Raw genomic sequence first — 21,263 nt, 5'->3', positions numbered from 1 at the left:
AATGACTTCAATACCATTATCTGTACCACAAAAGGAAATTTGGACTGAATGGTTAGCTTGGTCAGATCCGCAACACTTAAATATTGGCGGTTATGCGGAACTTAAAGGCGCAATTGATCAATCTTCGCTACAACAGTCTTTAGAGCTACTAGTTAGTGAGAATGAAGCACTAAGGTTAATACCAAATATTTCAGGCTATCAGCAACTATTGCAATCATATTTGCCAAAGTTTGAGTACGTGGATTTAACGAGCAACAGTAATCCAGAACAGGCTTGCATGGATTGGCAGCAAAAGTGGATGTCATGTGAGTTTGATTTACGTACTGATGCTCCGGTACGTTATGCTTTATTAAAAAAGGCAAAGGACGAATATTATTTAGTTATACAAGCAATGCATACGGCGATGGATGGTTGGAGTTTGTCAATTACTCCTCGAAAATGGGCCGATTGTTACCAACGAGTTTTAAGCAATAATGTTCAATTATCACCAAATAAAATTGATTACTTACAATTTGTAAAAGACTCAAACGAGTATCTAGAAGGGCGGATTTTTCAAAGTGACGAAGCCTATTGGAAAGAAAGCTTTTCGGCACTACCAGACCCATTGTTTTTTGAACGTTACGGGCAACCAAGCAATAAAACCGGCGAACTGGCAAAGGCCTATATTTCAAAACACCATATTCAATCTTATTTAGGTGACGCTATCTCTCGTTTTGCTAAGTTAAATCAGAGCACGCCTTTTCAGATCTATATTGCATTAATTGCTATCTACTTTTTGAAACACAGAACCTATCAGAGCTCACCATTGGCGTTCCAAATTTAAATAGAGGCGGCAAAAAATACAAAGATACGATAGGCATGTTTGTTTCTGTTTTACCTATTAGTATTAGTTACAGCAAAGAGATGAGTTTTGTAGATTTAGTGGAGCAAATTGCTCGACGTCTAAAAAAGTCTTACCGGCATGCTAAATACCCCTTGAGTGAACAAGCCAAAAGACTTGAAGTGGTTAAGAGTGGCAGGGATAGATTGTTTGATATTATTTTTTCATATGAAGAATTTGAATTTTCATGCCAATTTGGGGATGCAGTACTGTCGGAGACAAAACAGACTTTTAACCCGTTTAGCCGATATCCGCTAGCTATTTCACTCTGTAATTTTCTAGATGCTAAAGATATTGAAATGGTTATTGAAAGCGGTAGTAACTTCTTTTCTGCTGCAGAAAGTGATTGGTTTGGCGCTCGGCTAGTTAGTATTGCCGAACAGCTAATAATTGAGAACAAAACCGTTTCGCAACTAGAGTTATGTGCACCTGCTGAACTGGCATTAAAAGTAAAACAATACGAACGAGGCGTGACTAAACTCGACCACGAAACATTTGCGCAAAACATAATTAACACGTCCTTGGTTGTGCCAAAAAGTGTCGCCTTAACTTCAGATCAAATCGAAGTTAATTATCAACAATTAGTAATCGCGGCAGCCTTGTTAGCTGAAGAGCTTTTAAAAGCAGAGGTGAAAGCGGGAGACTCAGTAGTTCTTGGTTTAACTCGTGGGCCTGAAGTTGTGGTTGCTATGTTAGCGTGTAGCTTTATGGGCGCGGTATTTGTACCAATTGATTTAGACTGGCCTGACTCTCGAATTGCCAGCATTCAAAAACAAACAAATTGCACAGCGGTGTTTGTAAATAGTGAGAATGAGCGAAAATTTAACGGTCATCTGGTTGTTATTGAGCTGGCTGATCTTATAAAGCAGAGTTACCCGCTTGGTGATCTTGTTAAGTTTAATCAAATAAATTGTAAAACGGCATATACGCTGTTTACCTCAGGCACAACAGGGCAACCTAAAGGGGTATCAGTTGGCCATTTGGCATTAAAAAATCGCTTAAATTGGATAGTAGAAAACTGGGGCATCACCTCAAGTGATCGGTCACTGCAAGCAACACAAATTAATTTTGACCCTTCATTAATAGAAATGCTAGTGCCATTAATGGCAGGTGGAAGTGTTGCATTTCCTAAAGCAGGAAGGTTGCTACCAGAGTGGTTACCGTCGTTATTAGTAAAGTTTAATGCAACTATGATGGCTTTTGTGCCCTCAACCTTAGCCAGATTTATAGATGGTTTGATACCCAACCAAAGTTTACCGTTACGCGTGTGTTGCTGTGGTGGGGAGGTTCTTTCGTATGAAATTGCGCAACGTTTTGGTGAAGTAACGGGCGCTCAGTTATACAATGTATATGGACCCACAGAGGCAACTATTTTTTGTACTTCATGGCATGTGCATCCTCAAGCGGTTCAAAGCCGAAATATGCCTGTTGGCAAAGCGATAGCCAATACTCAAATAGTCATTTTAAATGAAAGAGATCAAGTTCAGCCATTTGGTGTTACTGGAGAGGTTTATATTGCTGGGGCTAGCTTAGCGAACGGTTACGTTGGCAATGATAAAGAAACAAATCAAAAATTCCGACACTTTGAGCCGCCTTTATTAGGCCATGCAACATTATATAAAACTGGTGACTTAGGTTGGCTTGACTGTGACGGTGTGCTTCATTTTTCTGGCCGAAGTGATAGGCAAATTAAACTTCGCGGTTATCGTATTGAACTTAATGAAATAGAAAATGCTATTTTATCTGTTCCAGGTGTGGTCCAGGCCGCTTGTAAGCTGGTAAAAGGAAATACATCTGAGAGTATTCATGCTTGGTATAGCACTAAGCAATCAATTGCATTAGAGACCGTTAGAAGTCAGCTTGCGCAGCTATTACCAGACTACATGTTGCCGCAAAGAATAATGATGATAGATAACATGCCTTTAACCGATAATGAAAAGATAGATTATAAAGAGCTACCTATTATTCATTCAGTGGAGGTGTTAAAGACCGCACGAGAGCCGATTGGCGACTTAGAAACAAAGATTCTTGAATTGTGGAAAAAAGCATTGGGAAATGACTCACTGCATGTAAATAGTCACTTTTTTGAAGCTGGAGCCGATTCATTGACTGCCGTTGTGGCGCTCAACGACATTGAAAATATAGTAAACAAAAAATTATCTTTGCACCAATTGGTGGCAAATCCCACCGTTGCCAGCTTAGTCGAGTGTATAAATGGCGAACTGAATAAACCAAATTTACTCGTTAGTTTAGGCGATACAACTCGCACTGCTAGTTTATATGTGGCCGCTTCAGGCAATGGTGATTTACTAAGATTTAAGTCACTGGCTAATTGTATGAATGGCGTATCCGATTTACATATGTTGCAACCACCGGGTTCAACAAAAAAAATATCGATTCAAGAGTTAGCGGCTCTTTACGCTGATAAGATTGCGAGTCGAGGAAGTAAGTCTATTTATTTAGCTGGTTTTTCGGTTGGTGGACTTGTAGCAGTTGAAACGGCTCGAAATTTACGCTTAAGAGGCATTGAAGTAAAAACGGTATTTATTGTTGATACGATATTGATGAAAATGCCGCTCGTAATAATCTGGTTATGGCAGGGGTTAGCCAGTGTGTTGGCTAAATTGCACGCGGCAAGACAAAGGACATCAGGCTCCAAAGTACTCAGCGCGATACAAGATAGAGGCTTGTTAATGCAAGTTTCAGCAATGCGAAATCACGTTTTGGCACCTTACGATGGTGATACTGTTCTCATCAAATCATCGGCCTATCGATGGATACATGGCGCTTTGCTTGGCGGTTGGAGAAAGGTCATGAATGGCAGGTTAAAGGAAGTAGAGATAGAAACGTCTCACAGTCATTTTTTTGAACCTGGAAAGGTAGATCAACTGGCCAATGTTTTGAAACGTGAAATAAATAAAAAAGACAGCGATTAGGCTGTCTTGTTTTTGAAGTTAATCGTTCGAACTTGTTTCAGGAGGGTGTATTTTTGCCTTAGAAACTTTATTGTCATCTACATCAATAATTTCGATTGGATAGCCTGAAATGTTAATACAAACGCCAATCTCAGGAATTTCTTCCATAAACTCTAGAATTAGACCGTTGATTGTTTTCGGTCCATCAATCGGAAGGTCCCAAGTCATTTCTTTATTGATTTCACGAATATTCGCGCTACCTTCAATGACAAAAGAGCCATCTTTTTGTTCTTCAACTTCGTCGCTGGTGTAAACCGCAATACCCGTTGTAAAGTCACCAACGATTTCTTCTAAAATATCTTCTAAAGTAAACAAACCCTGAATATCACCATATTCATCAACAACTAAACCAATACGTTCTTTGTTTTGTTGTAGCTTTTGCATCAAGGTAATAATTGAAGTGCCTTCAGGGGTGAAATAAATTTCACGTACCGCTCGTAACAAGTTGTTCTTAGTAAAGTCGTCTTTTGATAGTAAGCGTAGCGCGTCACGCACATGAATAAAGCCCACGGCATCGTCAATGTTGTCACGATACAATAATAATCGCGTATGCTGTGCGTTGGTAAGACCGCGTTGTAAGTCTTTCCAGTCATCATTGATATCTAGCGCATAAATCTCATTTCTAGGCACCATGATGTCTTCTACAGTTATATTTTCAATATCTAAAAGATTCACCAACATGTTTTGATGTTTGTCTTCTAAAAGACCGCCGGACTCATTAACTACAGTCCTTAACTCTTCACTACTTAAGCTGTGTTCCTGCCTATCTTTGGCGCTAATTCTAAGCATAATCAAAATGCCATTTGTGATGTAATTTACAATTAATACAAATGGGTAGAGTATTTTCATCAATATATTGAGAACCCAAGAGCTTGGGTAGGCAATTTTTTCTGGGTGTAACGCAGCTAAAGTTTTTGGCGTTACTTCGGCAAAAATTAAGATAATAAAAGTTAAAACGAAGGCTGCAACAGCAAGTCCAACGTCACCGTATAGTCGCTGGCCAATTTCGGCTGCAAGAAATGACGCGCCAATGTTCACTAAGTTATTACCAATTAGGATCAGGCCAATTAATTGATCTGGACGCTCCATCATTTTTGAAACGCGAATTGCTCCTTTGTGCCCTTCGTTTTGAAGGTGCTTCAAGCGATACTTGTTGAGTGCCATAAGGCCAGTTTCAGAACTTGAAAAATATGCAGAAACAAAGATAAGTGCCGCTAGTGCAATAAATAGCGTACTCGTTGATATGTCGTCCAAGCAGGTGTTTCCTATATAGTGTTACGTAAAATTTAGTATGAGTGATTTAGTTTAAAAGTATCTCTTTTACAAAGCGACTACCAAAATAAGCCAACGACAGTATAACAGCAGCAATTACGGTGGCAAATGCGCTATTTGTGCCGCGCCAGCCGTAAACTTTATGGCCTATGGTTAATATTAAAAATATACCCCAAGCAATAAGTGATAATGCGGTTTTATGTGCATATTCTTTGGATAACATGGTATCTAAAAACATAAAGCCTGTAAGCAAAGCGGCGGTAAGTAAAACAAGGCCCAATGCCATTAAATTAAAATGCTGTCGCTCAACAATGTTTAGCGGAGGTAAAAATGAGTTAAGTGACAAGGTTTTAGCTTTCAACTTTGAGTCGATGTAGTGAAATTGGATGGCGTATAAGGAAGCCATGACTAAAATACAATATGCACCTACTGATAACGCAATATGAACCACAAGTGCAATAGAAGATGCCGTAACTCCCCCAGTATATAAAGCTGAGCTTAGCGGAGTTGCTAGTAGTAGTAAGCTGAGTAATGCTGAAAATCCGGTAGTAACAATAATCATCATTGGATTTAGCTGTTTTATAGAACGAACCACAACGGCTAAGTTAATTAGTCCTGCAATTAATAAGGACATAGAGGCGAGTGACAAGTGGATTTGATTGTCTATATACAATGCTTGTCTAGCAATAACTAGTTGAATGGCAGTGGATAAAACTGAAACCAACAAAATCGCTTTAGCGTTCGTCGCACTTTTAGAGTAAATAGATTTGGCACACAACACTGAGCTCGCTAAAAAGCCAATAAAACAAGTTATTAGGCCTAACTCAATAAACGTCACTGTGGATTCCTTAAATATGTTCTTTTATTTGCAAACAAGAGACAGAAAAATAACATGAAAGTTAATCATAAACTATAAAAGAAATGCCAGTTAGGCACTTTGATGGGTGCTTAACTATATTTTAATCTTGCACCTGTATATAATCGCCCCAATAGTACATTTAAATATAGTAATAAATTCATTATTACTGAGTCATTATAAAGAGCAGCGATAATTCATGTTTAGTAATTTATCCGATCGTTTATCCGCTTCATTGAAAAAAATCAGTGGTCGCGGCCGTCTGACAGAAGACAATATTAAAGACACTCTGCGTGAAGTTCGTATGGCTTTATTAGAAGCCGACGTAGCCTTACCAGTAGTGAGAGAATTCGTTAAATCCGTAAAAGAAAGAGCGGTAGGTGAAGAAGTTGGTAAGAGCCTAACTCCAGGCCAAGTATTCGTTAAGATTGTTCAGGGTGAGCTTGAAAAAGCCATGGGCGAAAAAAACGAAGACTTAAATCTTGCTGCTCAACCTCCAGCGGTTGTAATGATGGCGGGTTTACAAGGTGCTGGTAAAACAACATCGGTAGGTAAGTTAGCTAAGTTCCTTAAAGAAAAGAAAAAGAAATCTGTATTGGTTGTGAGTGCTGACGTTTATCGCCCGGCTGCGATAAAACAGTTAGAAACGCTTGCAGCAGAAGTAGATGTAGAGTTTTTCCCAAGTACAGTTGAACAAAAGCCTATTGATATTGTTAATGGTGCGATTGCTCACGCGAAGAAAAAATTCTTTGATGTGTTACTGGTAGATACCGCTGGTCGTTTGGCCATTGATGAAGCCATGATGGGTGAAATTAAAGACCTGCATGCTGCTGTAAACCCAGTTGAAACTTTATTTGTTGTTGATGCAATGACAGGTCAAGATGCCGCAAACACAGCTAAGGCGTTTAATGAGGCGCTTCCTTTAACCGGTGTCATCCTTACTAAAGCTGATGGTGATGCAAGAGGTGGTGCTGCACTGTCGATACGTCATATTACCGGTAAACCAATTAAGTTTATTGGTATGGGTGAGAAGATTGATGCGTTAGACCCGTTCCATCCTGAGCGTATTGCTAGTCGTATTTTAGGCATGGGCGACGTACTGTCCCTTGTTGAGCAAATTGAATCTAAAATAGATAAAGACAAAGCTGAGAAAGTCGCTAAAAAAGTGATGAAAGGTCAAGGCTTTGACTTAGAAGACTTTAAAGACCAGCTAACGCAAATGCGCGGCATGGGTGGTATGTCTAGTTTAATGGACAAGATGCCAGGCATGGGAAATATTCCTGATGCCGTAAAAGGGCAAGTTAATGATAAGCAGTTTAATCAAATGGAAGCCATCATTAACTCTATGACTAAAAAAGAGCGAAAGCATCCTGAAGTCATTAAAGGTTCAAGAAAGCGTCGTATTGCTGCAGGTAGTGGAACGCAGGTACAAGACGTAAACCGTCTGTTGAAGCAATTTACTCAAATGCAAAAAATGATGAAAAAAATGAAAGGCGGCGGCTTAATGAAAATGATGCGCGGTATGGGTGGCGGAATGCCAAAAATGCCAGGTGGTTTTCCTAAGTTAAAATAAAACAAAACCTTTTATTAAACAAAAGTACTGCAAATTCAGCTTAAAATAGCGCACTTAAAGTAAAATTCTTTCCAACGGGTCATTATTCAATGGCCCGTTTTTGTTATTACCACTTGAAATTTTCCTCCAGATCCGTACAATTGCGCGACCTTTTTTAGGGTGTCTAAAAAGGGTGGTGAATTTTCACCTTAACCATTAGTAATAATTGAGGAAATTATGGTAACTATTCGTTTAGCTCGTGGTGGCGCGAAAAAACGTCCATTCTACTCAGTCGTTGTTGCAGATAGCCGCCGTTCACGTGACGGTCGTTTCATTGAGAAAATCGGCTTCTTCAACCCAATCGCGACTGGTCAAGAAGAAAAAGTTCGTATCGATTTAGATCGTATTGAACATTGGGTAGCTACAGGTGCACAACTTTCTGATCGTGTTGCAAAAATCGTTAAAGACGCTAAGAAAGCGGCTTAATTGATTACGCAATTAAGTGAAGGTAAATAAATGAGTCAGTTAAAACAATCAGACGAGTTCATACTAGTCGGTAAAATCGGTGCTTCATATGGCATCAAAGGCTGGTTCAAGATAAATGCCTACACTGAGGTTCCGGAAGGGATCTTTGATTATAGTCCTTGGCGCGTAAGCCTCAATGGACAGCAGCACCTAGTGAAGGTTGCCGATTGGCGCCGACACAACAAAGGCCTGATTGCTAAGTTTGATGGTGTAGATTCAATAAACGATGCTGAAGCTTGGCTTCATGCTGAAGTTTTTGTTGAAGCCCAACAACTTCCTGAGTTAGAAGAAGATGAGTTTTACTGGCGTGACCTTAAGGGCATGAAAGTAATAAACGATTCTGGCTATAACCTAGGTACAGTATCTGGCTTGATGGAAACGGGTTCAAATGACGTTTTAGTAGTCGATGCAAATGCTAAAGATGCATTCGGCAAAACTGAAAGGTTGATTCCGTATATTCAGGATGACGTGATCAAATCAGTCAACAAGGAAGAAAACACCATTACGGTGGACTGGGATCCAGGATTCTGACAAATATGAATTGTCAGTTGTGGTTAGGCGTTGTTTCGCTCTTTCCAGAAATGTTTGACGCGATTACGCAGCAAGGCGTGATTAGTCGAGCCATCAAAAACGGAACTATAGAGTTCAATGCGTGGAATCCTAGAGATTTTACACATGACCGACATAGAACAGTTGATGACAGACCTTATGGCGGCGGCCCTGGTATGTTAATGATGGTGCAACCTTTAACTGATGCAATTCGCGCAGCGAAAACAGCAGCAGGGGAAGGGGCTAAAGTGATTTACTTGTCTCCGCAAGGCAAAAGTTGAATCACGAAGGTGTTAAACAACTAGCACAAAACAAAAAGTTAGTGTTAGTCGCGGGTCGATATGAAGGAATAGATGAACGAGTGATTCAATCGGAAGTCGATGAAGAATGGTCGATTGGGGATTTTGTTCTAAGTGGCGGTGAGTTACCGGCTATGACATTGATTGATTCAGTGTCGAGAATGATTCCAGGTGTGTTAGGACATAACTTGTCCGCAGAGCAGGATTCGTTTGCAGACGGTTTACTAGATTGTCCACATTACACAAGACCTGAAGTACTGGCAGACCAACGGGTGCCAGATGTATTGCTTAGCGGCAATCATGAAAAAATCCGACAGTGGCGATTAAAAGAGTCATTGGGTAGAACCTGGTTGCGAAGACCTGATTTAATTAACAATCTAGCTCTGACTGATGAGCAACAGCGTTTGTTAAACGAGTTCCTTAGTGAACAAGAGACAAATGACGTTGTTTAGATATGCAGTGAATCCTAGAAAAGTGAGAATATAATGAGAAAAGTTAGTCAAAACATCATTAAGGCTCTAGAAGAAGAGCAAATGAAGACTGATGTTCCAGCATTTATGCCTGGTGACACAGTAGTTGTAAAAGTACGCGTAAAAGAAGGCAACAAAGAGCGTCTTCAGGCGTTTGAAGGATTTGTATTAGCGAAGAGAAATCGCGGTTTACACTCTGCTTTCACAGTACGTAAAATTTCTAACGGTGAAGGTATTGAGCGTACATTCCAAACGCACAGCCCAGTTATCGATAGCATCGAAGTGAAACGTCGTGGTGACGTACGTCGCGCTAAACTTTACTACATGCGTGAGCGTTCTGGTAAGTCAGCACGTATCAAAGAAAAGTTATCTTTCAAGAAGTAAACTTGTTTACTCGATGTTAAAAGAGGAGCACACGGTGCTCCTTTTTTTATGCTATAAAGAAAAACCATAGACTGAAAAGCGAGTCATCGTCGTGTCATTAACAGATTTACGTGAAGAGATTGATTCAATTGACACCCAGTTGGTTGAGTTGTTAGCAAGACGCCAAAAAATCACAAGTAAAGTGGGCGCATATAAGAAAACCATTGGTAAGGCGATTTACGATCCCGTAAGAGAGGCCGAGCTTATTGCGGAAAGAAGAACGCTTGCTGAGTCATTAAGTGTTAGCCCAGACCTAATTGAAGACTTGCTTCGACGTATTATGCGAGAGTCTTATCAAAGCCAACACAATTCCTATAGATGTTTACTGCCGAATACAAAAGTTGTGGTTGTTGGTGGCGCAGGTGCTCTAGGCAGCCGCTTTGTTGATATGTTTAATCGTTCAGGTTATGACGTCGTTGTATTTGAAGAGTCGGACTGGCCAAATGCAGACGCTATTTTTTCCGATGCCAAGCTTGTTATTATTTCAGTTCCTATTCAAGTTACAGAATCGGTTATTGCCCAACTGCCAAAGCTTGATGAAGAATGTATCTTAGCCGATTTAACCTCGCTCAAGCATCAACCGCTGCAAGCTATGTTAGAGCAACACAATGGTCCTGTTGTTGGATTACACCCTATGTTTGGTCCAGATGTACCTAACTTTGTAAAACAGGTAGTGGTGGTTTGTGATGGCCGTGACGAGCATAAGTATCAATGGCTTATAGAACAGTTAAAGTTATGGGGCGCAATATTAGAAGTTGATCAGGCAAAACAACATGATTCAAGCATGGAGATTATCCAGGCTATGCGTCACTTTACTACTTATGTCTACGGTCGGTTCTTGGCAAAACAAGATCCAAATTTAGATCAGTTGTTAAGACTGAGTTCTCCAATTTATCGTCTAGAATTAGCAATGACCGGGCGACTGTTTGCTCAAAACTCACAATTGTATGCAGATATTATTTATAGTGCTGAGGATATTGAGACGTTAGCGGAAAGTTTTTGCTCAGAATTGACCAACGCATTGAGCGATTTAAAGAACAAAGATAAGGCTGCCTTCAAACAATCATTTGAAGGTGTTGCTAATTGGTTTGGTGATACATCAAGTCAGTTTCTTGTTGAGAGCCGAACAATGCTAAAAACTGCGCACGACGCAAAGTCAGTTAAGCAGTTGAGTAGCAAATAAAAAAATAAATTTTTATGTAAAATTATCGTGTTGAAAATTGGCGAAAGTAAGGGACTACGACTAAAATATTCAGGAATAGAAAATTCGTTAAGTTAAATCCGAGACTTTAAAGGACCCTTTATGTCTACCGAAAATGCACTATTAACAATTTTGGTCGAAAAGATTCAGAGCGACTCTTTAGTACTTCCTACATTACCTGAAATAGCTATAAAAATCCGAGAAGCAGCTGACGATCCAGATGTTAATCTACATATGATGGCAGGGGTTATTGCACAAGATCCTGCCTTGTCAGCGCGTTTAGTTAAAGTCGCCAATAGTGCTTTTATGGGTCGTTCGGTGAAAGTGGAATCACTTAATCAAGCCGTTACTCGTATTGGTTTAAGGCAGATTAAAAACATAGCAACAGCGATTGCTATGGAACAGCTTTTTGTTTCTAAAAATGATCTTGTTCGTGAGTATATGAGCAAGTCTTGGGAAAAAACGGTTAACGTTGCTTGTGTTGCAATAGCGACAATGCAACATTGGCAAAAAGATCATAAGCACGAGTCCATTAATATCGATACCTTAACGCTTGCTGCTTTAGTACATAGCATTGGTGTATTGCCAATTTTGACAGAAGCGGAAAGACACGAAGAGGTTTTTGCAAATCCTAGTTTCTTAGAGGCGGCGATTAAACGCATGGGTGGAAAGCTTGGTGGCGCTATTATGCGTTCATGGGATTTCTCAGGTGACTTTATTGAAATTGCGGAAAAGTGGAATGATCTTGATTATCAAACTGAGTCTGTAAACTACATCGACTTTGTAAGAGTAGGTGCGCTGTATAATGACTTACTTTGTAAAGGACAAGCTGATATTGATAAGTATGAGCTTTATGTCGAAAAAGGAGTGGTTGATGATATCGCTTACTTTAAAACAGATGAGTTTGCCAAAGCACTAGGCGATATTAAATCTGTATTTGCATAGCTGTTACAAGCATAAATGTCTTAGGCATAGGTTGAGAGTCTATTTACTAGTTTCAGCCTAGGCTTTACTACTAATGTTAAATAAAAAAGCTAACTCAAGTGAGTTAGCTTTTTGTTAGAGAATTGACTCGTACTAAACTACAAAATACTTCAACAACAAGTCTCTATTATTATTCTTTAGTGTCCCAAACAGACACCAAGTCATTTATAAGGTTATTCAGTTCACCCGTCATTAATGCGAAGTCAGCATCAAACTTTGCTAACTTGTCATCAGATGGAACATCATCTGTTTGTTCTTTTACGATATCCAAAAATTTAATTTGTTTAATCGCCGCTTCTTCATTTACAACAAATTTTGCTTTTTCATCCCAAACTAAACCTAATTTGTGAACAAACTTTCCGTTGGCAATATGAAGCTGAACTTCTTCTTCCGTCACATCATGGTTTTTTAATTTAGCAACCGCCGCTTCTTCGTCTAATGCTTTTAACTCTATGTCGCTGGCAAACTGAAAAGGTCGTGGCAGTTCATCGTTCTTCACCCAAGAGGTCATTGCTAACATAAGGTCTTGTTCCGGCTTAAGTGGTAAAACCGGTAAAGTACCAATGCACTGTCTTAACATAGCTAACAGTGTTTCAGCACGATTCGCACTGCTGCTATTAACAACTATCCATTGATTTTTTATATCTATATAGGCATAAAGACGACTATTTTTAGTGAATGCTTTTGGTAGTAATGTTTGAACAATTTCTTCTTTAATTGTCTGCTGTTCTTTCTTACCTACTTTTTGGCCGCGCTCTTGCTGAATCAATTGTACTTTTTCTTCCAATGCTTCTTTAATCACAGAAGAAGGTAAGATTTTTTCTTCGGTTTTTAAGCAAATTAGAAAGGTATTATTGGCCGCATGCAATAAGCCTTCTGTACCAGGAATGGCAGGCACCCAACCTTGTTTTTGTTGATCTTGGCTGCCACAAGGACGAAAAAGGTGTTCTTCTAAATGATCACTAACTTGCTCAGCAGTTAATTCAAATGGCTTGGTAAATTTATAAATGAAGGCGTTGTTAAACCACATACAGCTTAATCTCTAAAAAACAAAACAGGAAAGAATAATAACAAATCGTGAATATTTAACACCTGAATTTTACCATTCAATTCAGGTGTTAAATTGCGCTACGAAGGAATGACTTTTGGGAACCTAATGTTGTAGGTGAGGCCTTTCTCTGGTTCGCTGTGTGCGGTTATCTCACCATGCAGTGTTTGCTTTACAAGGTTGTAGGCTATGTTTGTACCAAGCCCCGAGCCGCCAACGTTTCGTTTAGTGGTGTAAAATGGGTCAAATAATTGCGATATTTGATCTTTGCTAATGCCTTGCCCATTGTCATGGTAAATAATATCAATTTGATCAACGTTATCAGTGACTGTTATATCAATAATGCCATTTTTGATGCCATCAAAGCCATGTATAACACTGTTGATAATAAAGTTGGTAAATATCTGAGAAAGTGCCCCAGCGGGTATAGAAATTTCTAAGTTTAGTGGGCAATCGATATTGACTGTATGCAAACCTTTTTTCAATTCAGGTTTTAACGACGCAACAATTTCGTTTAGGTATGCATTAATATTAATTAACCTGTCGGCTTCACTCGTTTGATCAACGGCAATTTGTTTAAAGCTAGCAATCAACTCACTGGCTCTTTGTAAGTTGTTAGTCAAAAGCTCGGCACTTTGCTTACTTTCAGCAAGAAACGCTTTCATATCATTTGCGCTTAATGTTTGGTTTTCTAGCTTGTGGTCAATTTCTTTTAAACGTTCATTTAATACACTTGTTGCTGTAACACTAACGCCAATAGGTGTATTTACATCATGAGTAATACCGGCAACCAAGCCACCTAATGCAGCAAATTTTTCAGACTCAACAAGCTTGCTGTGGGCCATCTGCAACGTTTCAATCGTGTTTTCTAACTCATGTGTTTTTTTAAGCAATTGCTCTTCAGTATGACTACGAGTTTCAATTTCTTGTTTCAAGGAGTTCTGATTGCTCTCTAGTTGATACTTCTGCCTTTGCAAATCCATCATCGCTTGACTTAAATTGGCGGTTTTCTTAGAAACTTCCTGTTCCAACATGAGGTTCTGTTGATCAAGCATGTCGTTACTTTTGAGCAATTGTTTTTGAGTTTGTTTTAACTTGTTCTGCGATTCTGAAAACTGAGAAATAATACTATTAAAAGAGGTTTGAATTATGCTCAACTCACTGCCAGATAACTTATCGACATCTAACTTCATGTCAGCAACATCTTGTTGGTTTAGGTTTTCTAATTGTTCAACTAAATCATCTAATGGTGTCGTGAGGTGTTTTTTGAAAGCCATCAAAAATAATGCAATTAAAAACGTTGTTTTGGCAAAGGCGCTGCCTACCATAAAGTAAACACTCAACAGTATTCTGTCGATGACGACATTTCTAGAGGAAAATAACGTAACATCACCAACCAAAGTACTTCGTCCCGAAAACTCAAAAACTAAAGGAAATCGATAGCCAAATAGTCCATTTTCACCAGTGATCATTGTGCCAGTTAATGCAATAGAATTAGAGTCAATTAAATCACCCTCTGAGTCAAACAAGGTATCGTTTACTTCAACAACATTGAGATCCGTGTTACCACTTTGAGTTAGTTGCTCTCCTAAATCATTTCTGACTAGTACGCCTTCGATCATAGGAATTGCAACTAAACCATCGGATATTGAAACCACTTGCGGTGTGTTTAACTCCCAAATTGCACGGGTAAGACTTGCACTGAAGGTGCTTTCTAAGGTTCTCAACTCTTTTGTAATGTAACTTTTTGTATTGGAAAACTCAGCAATCAATTGAACGCAAGTCACTGCAAACGTCAGTACAAAATACACAGACAGTACACTCACTAGAAGTTTTCGAGATATGCTTTGTTTTGCCTTCATTGAAGATTAGGCCCCAATTAAAATTTTGTTTTTAAAAGAATGTTCGAAGGATAGCTAAGTCATTGGCATATGACTATGTAATATCGAAAAAAAATTATTTTATCTAACTATTATATCCTAGTAGAATGTTGCTAACTTGCCCACTAAATACCGGTATTATGATCAAAAATAATGATTGGAATCATTTCTTTGAAGAACAAAGTAACCAAACTTACTTTGGAACTTTGCAGGCGAATATCAAAAATTCGCGTAATAAACCTGAAAGAGTTTTTCCTCCCGAGGAACAAGTGTTCAATGCATTTGAAGCAACGTCTCCAAAAGACATAAAAGTTGTTATTTTAGGGCAAGACCCTTACCACGGTTTTGGACAGGCAAACGGCTTAAGTTTTTCAGTAAGCAAAGGTCAAAAAATACCACCTTCACTTCGTAATATTTATAAAGAGCTAGCGTTAGAATATCCAGACTTTGGCACGCCAAAACATGGTGATTTACAGCCATGGGCAGAACAAGGTGTACTGCTACTCAATGCAGTATTAACGGTAGAAGAAAGCAACGCGAATTCACATAAAGATTTTGGTTGGCATATTTTTACAGACAATGCGATTAGATATGTGAGTGATCATTGTAGCAATGTCGTATTTATATTGTGGGGAGCGTTTGCGCAGAAAAAAGAAGTTCTAATAGACGCTGAAAAGCATTCTATTTTGAAGTCTCCACATCCTTCTCCATTGTCAGCGAGAAGAGGCTTTTTTGGCTGTGACCATTTTAAGGCAGCCAATGCGTATTTAGAGAGTAAAGGTAAGACCAAAGTGAATTGGAACTTACCTTGATCACTTGGTTAATCTAAAACTCTAGATCTGCGACGTCATAGTCAGCAGACGGGTCTATATCCTTTAGTTCGTTGCGCAATCGATACTTATCTTTGATCGATTCAATTTCGCGCCATTTGCGTTTTGCAGCTCGTTTACTAGTTTTTTTACCAGTATCGTTTAAAGCACTTTCAAATAACTCAGCTAGCCCTTCCATATCGGCCCCTTAACAGTGTAATTATTATTGTTATAAGGATATTAGATGGTGATTAAACACACACCTAAAACGCTTGCACTCGTTTTATCACAACAGGGGCTAAAGTAAAGATAAAATGTGAAAAAAATATGAACGATTTTTGAAAGTTAAATGAACAAAAATGGTTTGGTTTTTGTTCTGTCAACCGGCGTTCAACGTAACTTATTGTTGCTTAAACTTTTTTAGTCTTAAATGAAGTCCAGTGGTCAGCATAACGCCAACTAAAATTAAAACTCCACCAAAAAGCATATTTAAATACAGAGGTTCATTTAGAAAGAGGCTGCCAAAGCAAACCCCAAAAATAGGAATGAGATATGTGACTGACATGGCAATCGTTGGGCTGGTACATTCAATGAGTCGATAAAAAAGGATATAAGCAAAACCAGTACAAATGGCACCTAAGGCAATAATCGCCATCCAAGCTGTGCTATTTACTGACAGGATAAATTCTAGATTGTTATTTATAAAAAATATTGGCAATACAATAATAGAGCCGACAAACATTGTTCCTGACGCAACTAAAAGTGACGGTACATGATTTAAATGCTTTTTTGAGTAATTAGATGCAATTCCGTATAAGCAAGTAGCAGAAACCACCGCTAGAATAGCGAGAACGTCGTTGTCTAAGCTAAAGGATAGTTTATGCAGTGTTAATACTATTACCCCGATAAAGCCTATCAGAAGACCAAACCAACCACTTCGTATAAGTACAGCGTTAAATAGTAATACGCCAAAGAATGCGCCCCACAAAGGAGTTGTTGCATTAACAATAGACGCTAGACCCGCTTCCAATGACAGTGCCGCATAAGCAAATAACATAAACGGAATAACAGAGTTACCAACACTGACCAAAATTAAGTTTTTCCAGATATTAACTTGGTCTTTTTTAGGAAGTGGTAATAAGGATTTTTTAGTGACGTAGATAAAAACAGGTAACAAAGTTAAGCCAGCAATAAAGACCCGCAAAGCGGCCATATTTAAAGCACCAAACTCAGGGGAGGCAATACGCATAAATAAAAATGAAGCGCCCCAAATAGAAGCCAGTAATAACAGTTCTATGTAATATTTTGGGTTCACTTCATTTCCTTATGCAATAAAGACTTCTATTTAACAGCGCTTCTAAAACTGTCCACCAACTGTTGGGTTGATGAGTCTAGGGTTTCAGTTTGTTGCCCTTGAAGCGCATTTAGTACAGATTCGCCTAATACCTTGCCAAGTTCAACGCCCCACTGATCAAAGCTGTTTACATCCCAAATTACGCCTTGGACAAACACTTTGTGCTCATAAAGAGCAACTAAAGCACCAAGTTGTTTTGGTGATAGCTCTGCCATTAGCAAAGTATTCGACGGACGATTACCTGGCATACGTTTATGAGTGGCCAGTGACTTTGCGTCATTGTCTGACATGCCTTTCGCTATTAACTTTTGAGTTACTTCTTCAACCGTCTCACCTTGCATCAATGCTTGGGTTTGTGCAAAACAATTGGCCGCTAACATTTGATGGTGTTCCACTTCTGAGTGGTTTGGTTTAATAGGTAAAATAAAGTCAGCAGGAATAACGGTATTGCCTTGATGCATTAACTGGTGGAATGCATGTTGTCCGTTTGTTCCTTCACCGCCCCAAATAATTGGGCCTGTAGCATAGTCAATTGGCTGATTTTTTGTATCGGTAGACTTGCCATTTGATTCCATATCCAACTGCTGGACATAAGCTGGAAAGCCTCTAAGGTAATGACTGTAAGGCAATAGCACATGCGCTTGGCTACCAAACATGTTTCGATACCAAACACCTAAGGTTGCCATTATTACCGGCAAGTTATCTTCAAATGGCGTTGATTGAAAATGCACGTCCATGTCGTGACCACCGGCAAGGATATCGGCAAAGTTTTTATAACCAATGGCTAACGCAATAGGCAAACCTATCGCTGACCAAAGAGAATAACGACCGCCAACCCAGTCCCACATTGGAAAAATGTTATCAGGGTTAATGCCAAATTCGGTCGCTTTAGCAATGTTGCTAGATACACACATAAAGTGTTTGCTGATATCTTCAAACTTAGCGCCTTGCGCTAACAACCAATCTCTTGCCGTTTCAGTATTCTTCAGGGTTTCTTGGGTACCAAAAGACTTTGAACTCATGATAACTAGTGTTGTTTCAGCATTTAACTTAGCGAGCACATCGGTAATATGATGGGCATCAACATTAGCAACAAAGTGTACATTCAGTGATTTTACTTTGTAAGGTTTTAGCGCCTCAGTTACTATTTTCGGACCTAAAAATGAGCCACCAATACCAATGGCTATAACATCTGTAAACGCTTTGCCGGTATAACCTTTGCGTGTGCCATTGTGTACTTCATTAACAAATGATTCGATTTTTGATAAGGCGTTATGAACATCTTCAATAATGTTTTGGCCATCAACCATGACTTCACTGTTTTTTGGTGAACGCAAAGCAGTATGAAGAACCGCTCGGTCTTCCGTTGTATTAATGACGCCACCGGAAAACATTTGTGCTGTTTTTTCTTTCAAGTTTGCTTGATTAGCCATTGAAATTAGAGCTTCAAATGCGTCTTTATCAATATTGTTCTTAGAAAAGTCTAAGGTGAAGCCACATGCCTTTTTAGTGAACAAACGCGCTCTTGACGCATCCTGTTCAAAAAGGTCCTTCATGTGCACGCTTTTCAAACGTGCATAATGAGGCTGTAGCGAATCTAAAATAGTCTGACTCATTAAACTAAAACCCTATAATTTGGCTGACAGTAGAGCTTCTAATTTCACTTGGTCTTTAGCGAAATTACTAATACCCTCAGCTAACTTTTGAGTCGCCATTGGATCTTCGTTATGGTCCCAGCGAAATTCTGCTTCCGTCATTGCTGCAGGGCGCTCAGATTTGTTGCCTTCAAAAGATAACGCTTTTGGCAAAGGCTGTTCTATTGCGTCTAATTCTTCTAATAAAGCCGGTGCTATTGTTAAGCGATCACATCCAGCTAACGCCATAATTTCGTCAGTATTTCGGAAGCTTGCGCCCATAACTACTGTGTTGTAGCCATGTTGTTTGTAATATTGGAAAATGTTGCGAACTGAAATAACGCCAGGATCTTCTTCGCCACTGAATTCTTGCTTCTCACCATTCGCTTTGTGCCAATCTAAAATTCGACCTACAAATGGAGAAATCAAAAACACGCCAGCTTCTGCGCAGGCTCTTGCTTGAGCAAAACTAAATAACAAGGTTAAGTTACACTGTATGCCCTGTTGCTCTAATATTTCAGCGGCTTTGATGCCTTCCCAAGTGGAAGCCATTTTTATTAATACGCGATCACGAGCGATGCCAGCTTGTTCATACAGCTCTATTAAGCGAAGTGCTTTAGCGACTGTTTTTTCGGTATCAAATGATAATCTTGCATCAACTTCTGTGGAGATACGGCCAGGGATTAGGGCATTGATTTCTTTGCCAATTAATACCGCAAGTTGGTCAGAGGTATCTTCTAGTTGCTGCGCTTTGTCGTTTGATTGCTGTTTTGCCCACGCTACAGCTTGATCGATATACTTTGAGTATTCTGGGATTTGAGCCGCTTTTAATAACAATGACGGGTTTGTTGTTGCGTCAACCGGACGGAACTTTGCAATTGCTTCAATTTCGCCAGTATCAGCGACAACGGTGGTCATTTCTCTTAATTGTTTTAATACACTAGACATTTTTTATTCCTGAAAACTTTTTGTGCCGAATAGACGTAGAATTGATTACTTTCTGGACACCAACAGTATAGTTGGCTTTGCGGCATTGTGATGATTATTACTTGATGCTAAAACTACAAAGAAAGATGAATTTATTCAAGCATGATTCGTAATTAAACCACGGTTTTTGTAGACTTATGCGTATATTTATTTAAAACCTTCGTAAAATTACGACAAACTGTAGTTTTACCGCTTAAATCGAGAATAAAATGAACACAGTTTCAAATGAATCAACCATAGATGATTCTCTTAAAAGTACAGTCACCTTATTTGGTTACGGTGGTCTGATTCCTTTTCTTTATTTTGCACTTTGCGCTTGGTTCCCAAACTTAAACCTAGTTGGTGGTGACCCACTTTTTATTTTTAGAATGTACAGCACCGTTATCCTTAGTTTCCTAGCGGGATCATTATGGGTATTTGGATTGTTGGCAGGGCAGTATCAGCAACAAGTTAAGGTTCGTAGTCGCAGTCTTATCTGGTCAGCGATATTGTTATCAATATTAGCTTGGGGCAATATTTTTATAGTTGGCAAAGCGGCTTTATTTGTTGGCGGTCTATTATTTTTAGTGGTGTGGCAAATTGAGCAGAAAACCGAGTTAACAAAGTGTTATCCAACTTGGTATACTGACCTAAGAGCAAAGTTAAGTATGAGTGTAGCGGCGTTACATATTATTATTTGGTTAACGGTAAGCTAGTCTTTAACTCATTTTTCAAATCAAAAAAAGAAGCGATTTAATATGTTGTATGTAATTTCTCCGGCAAAAAACTTAGATTATGAAACTAAGCCTGCAACTCAAAAGTATACGCAACCGGAATTAATGTCGGATGCAACAGAGTTAGCGAATGTATGTAAAGATTTAACGCCACAAGATTTAAGTTCGTTGATGCATATTAGCGACAAATTAGCAGGGCTGAATGCAGCTCGCTTTACAGAGTGGCAGCCTGACTTCACTCCAGAAAACGCAAAACAAGCCGTGCTCGCCTTTAATGGTGATGTTTACACAGGCTTAGAAGCTGAAAGCTTTAATGATGACGAGTTTGATTATGCACAAAAACACCTTCGTATTTTGTCTGGCCTGTATGGTGTATTAAAACCATTAGACTTGATGCAGCCATATCGATTAGAGATGGGCACAAAACTTTCAAACCCTCGTGGCGATAACCTTTATCACTTTTGGGGTGACATTGTCACAAACAAAATTAATGAACAAATTGATGCGGTAAATGCACCGTATTTAATTAACTTGGCTTCAACGGAATACTTTAAGTCGGTTAAGAAAAAACAATTAAAAGCGCCATTAATTACGCCAACCTTTAAAGATTGGAAAAATGGTCAATACAAAATGATCAGCTTTTTTGCAAAAAAAGCTCGTGGCATGATGGTTCAGTACTTAATAAAAAACCAAGTAGAAACGTTAGAAGACTTGCTCAAGTTCGACATGGCAGGTTATGTTTATAACTCGGAACTGTCAAAACCAGATGCACCTTGTTTTACTCGAAAAGAGCAAGATTAACTTTTTGATAAAATGACTAGCAAAGAGTCGCTTGGCTCTTTGCTTTAATTA

At 39.1% G+C, this 21,263-nt stretch carries 18 protein-coding genes and 2 pseudogenes; 12 read left to right on the top strand and 8 right to left on the bottom strand.

Annotated elements, in window-relative coordinates:
* Nucleotide 1 precedes the first annotated feature (1 nt).
* Both GNP35_RS16545 and GNP35_RS16540 read left to right on the top strand, forming a co-directional pair.
* A pseudogene (locus GNP35_RS16545) lies at nucleotides 2-2,808 on the top strand (amino acid adenylation domain-containing protein); the annotation flags it as partial.
* On the top strand, nucleotides 2,782-3,816 hold the full coding sequence (locus GNP35_RS16540) for a thioesterase domain-containing protein (protein WP_414153690.1): 1,035 nt from the start codon (nucleotides 2,782-2,784) through the stop codon (nucleotides 3,814-3,816). The pseudogene GNP35_RS16545 and the gene GNP35_RS16540, both read left to right, overlap by 27 nt.
* A gap of 18 nt (nucleotides 3,817-3,834) precedes the next feature.
* Here GNP35_RS16540 and GNP35_RS08345 read toward each other — a convergent pair whose 3' ends face one another.
* Both GNP35_RS08345 and GNP35_RS08340 read right to left on the bottom strand, forming a co-directional pair.
* Nucleotides 3,835-5,109 carry an HlyC/CorC family transporter gene (locus GNP35_RS08345; protein ID WP_155695667.1) on the bottom strand — a complete coding sequence of 425 codons (1,275 nt, stop codon included), beginning with the start codon at nucleotides 5,107-5,109 and terminating at the stop codon, nucleotides 3,835-3,837.
* A gap of 46 nt (nucleotides 5,110-5,155) precedes the next feature.
* On the bottom strand, nucleotides 5,156-5,965 hold the full coding sequence (locus tag GNP35_RS08340; RefSeq protein ID WP_155695666.1) for a cytochrome C assembly family protein: 810 nt from the start codon (nucleotides 5,963-5,965) through the stop codon (nucleotides 5,156-5,158).
* Between the two features lie 217 nt (nucleotides 5,966-6,182).
* Between GNP35_RS08340 and ffh the strand changes: the two genes are divergently transcribed.
* From ffh to GNP35_RS08305, 7 genes and pseudogenes are all read left to right on the top strand, one after another.
* Nucleotides 6,183-7,556 carry a signal recognition particle protein gene (gene ffh, locus GNP35_RS08335; protein ID WP_155695665.1) on the top strand — a complete coding sequence of 458 codons (1,374 nt, stop codon included), beginning with the start codon at nucleotides 6,183-6,185 and terminating at the stop codon, nucleotides 7,554-7,556.
* 216 nt (nucleotides 7,557-7,772) lie between these two features.
* Complete coding sequence (gene rpsP, locus GNP35_RS08330) at nucleotides 7,773-8,021, top strand: 30S ribosomal protein S16 (RefSeq protein WP_155695664.1); 249 nt, start codon at nucleotides 7,773-7,775, stop codon at nucleotides 8,019-8,021.
* Nucleotides 8,022-8,051: 30 nt separating this feature from the next.
* A complete protein-coding gene (rimM, locus tag GNP35_RS08325; protein ID WP_155695663.1) occupies nucleotides 8,052-8,591 on the top strand; it encodes a ribosome maturation factor RimM in 540 nt (179 codons plus the stop codon).
* A 17-nt stretch (nucleotides 8,592-8,608) separates the two neighbouring features.
* Nucleotides 8,609-9,360 (top strand): annotated as a pseudogene (trmD, locus tag GNP35_RS08320) (tRNA (guanosine(37)-N1)-methyltransferase TrmD).
* A 33-nt stretch (nucleotides 9,361-9,393) separates the two neighbouring features.
* A complete protein-coding gene (gene rplS / locus GNP35_RS08315; protein ID WP_155695662.1) occupies nucleotides 9,394-9,762 on the top strand; it encodes a 50S ribosomal protein L19 in 369 nt (122 codons plus the stop codon).
* Nucleotides 9,763-9,847: 85 nt separating this feature from the next.
* Nucleotides 9,848-10,984: a bifunctional chorismate mutase/prephenate dehydrogenase gene (tyrA, locus tag GNP35_RS08310; RefSeq protein ID WP_414153689.1), complete on the top strand. Its 1,137-nt coding sequence runs from the start codon at nucleotides 9,848-9,850 to the stop codon at nucleotides 10,982-10,984.
* A gap of 120 nt (nucleotides 10,985-11,104) precedes the next feature.
* On the top strand, nucleotides 11,105-11,947 hold the full coding sequence (locus GNP35_RS08305; RefSeq protein WP_155695661.1) for an HDOD domain-containing protein: 843 nt from the start codon (nucleotides 11,105-11,107) through the stop codon (nucleotides 11,945-11,947).
* Nucleotides 11,948-12,116: 169 nt separating this feature from the next.
* On the opposite strand, the gene rdgC is transcribed toward GNP35_RS08305, so the two are convergent.
* Entirely contained in the window at nucleotides 12,117-13,016 is a 900-nt protein-coding gene (rdgC, locus tag GNP35_RS08300; protein ID WP_155695660.1) for a recombination-associated protein RdgC, read from the bottom strand.
* Nucleotides 13,017-13,114: 98 nt separating this feature from the next.
* Entirely contained in the window at nucleotides 13,115-14,896 is a 1,782-nt protein-coding gene (locus GNP35_RS08295; RefSeq protein WP_155695659.1) for a sensor histidine kinase, read from the bottom strand.
* A 158-nt stretch (nucleotides 14,897-15,054) separates the two neighbouring features.
* On the opposite strand from GNP35_RS08295, the gene ung reads away from it, so the two are divergent.
* Nucleotides 15,055-15,726: a uracil-DNA glycosylase gene (gene ung / locus GNP35_RS08290; protein WP_155695658.1), complete on the top strand. Its 672-nt coding sequence runs from the start codon at nucleotides 15,055-15,057 to the stop codon at nucleotides 15,724-15,726.
* Nucleotides 15,727-15,739: 13 nt separating this feature from the next.
* Here the strand turns inward: ung and GNP35_RS08285 are convergent, their stop codons facing one another.
* The 4 genes from GNP35_RS08285 to tal form a co-directional block, all read right to left on the bottom strand.
* A complete protein-coding gene (locus tag GNP35_RS08285; RefSeq protein WP_155695657.1) occupies nucleotides 15,740-15,922 on the bottom strand; it encodes a DUF3545 family protein in 183 nt (60 codons plus the stop codon).
* Between the two features lie 201 nt (nucleotides 15,923-16,123).
* Nucleotides 16,124-17,038 (bottom strand): DMT family transporter, encoded by a 915-nt coding sequence (locus GNP35_RS08280; protein ID WP_155695656.1) that lies wholly within the window; start codon nucleotides 17,036-17,038, stop codon nucleotides 16,124-16,126.
* 26 nt (nucleotides 17,039-17,064) lie between these two features.
* Nucleotides 17,065-18,693, bottom strand: coding sequence for a glucose-6-phosphate isomerase (gene pgi / locus GNP35_RS08275; RefSeq protein ID WP_155695655.1), 1,629 nt, complete (start codon nucleotides 18,691-18,693; stop codon nucleotides 17,065-17,067).
* Between the two features lie 12 nt (nucleotides 18,694-18,705).
* On the bottom strand, nucleotides 18,706-19,659 hold the full coding sequence (tal, locus tag GNP35_RS08270; protein ID WP_155695654.1) for a transaldolase: 954 nt from the start codon (nucleotides 19,657-19,659) through the stop codon (nucleotides 18,706-18,708).
* A 248-nt stretch (nucleotides 19,660-19,907) separates the two neighbouring features.
* On the opposite strand from tal, the gene GNP35_RS08265 reads away from it, so the two are divergent.
* Both GNP35_RS08265 and yaaA read left to right on the top strand, forming a co-directional pair.
* A complete protein-coding gene (locus GNP35_RS08265; RefSeq protein ID WP_155695653.1) occupies nucleotides 19,908-20,393 on the top strand; it encodes a DUF3429 domain-containing protein in 486 nt (161 codons plus the stop codon).
* A 42-nt stretch (nucleotides 20,394-20,435) separates the two neighbouring features.
* Nucleotides 20,436-21,212, top strand: coding sequence for a peroxide stress protein YaaA (gene yaaA / locus GNP35_RS08260; RefSeq protein ID WP_155695652.1), 777 nt, complete (start codon nucleotides 20,436-20,438; stop codon nucleotides 21,210-21,212).
* Nucleotides 21,213-21,263: the final 51 nt, after the last annotated feature.

Origin of the sequence: Psychrosphaera haliotis (assembly GCF_009728465.1) — a bacterium.
GTDB classification, from domain to species: domain Bacteria; phylum Pseudomonadota; class Gammaproteobacteria; order Enterobacterales; family Alteromonadaceae; genus Psychrosphaera; species Psychrosphaera haliotis.
This window is presented reverse-complemented; position numbering and strand designations above follow the sequence as displayed.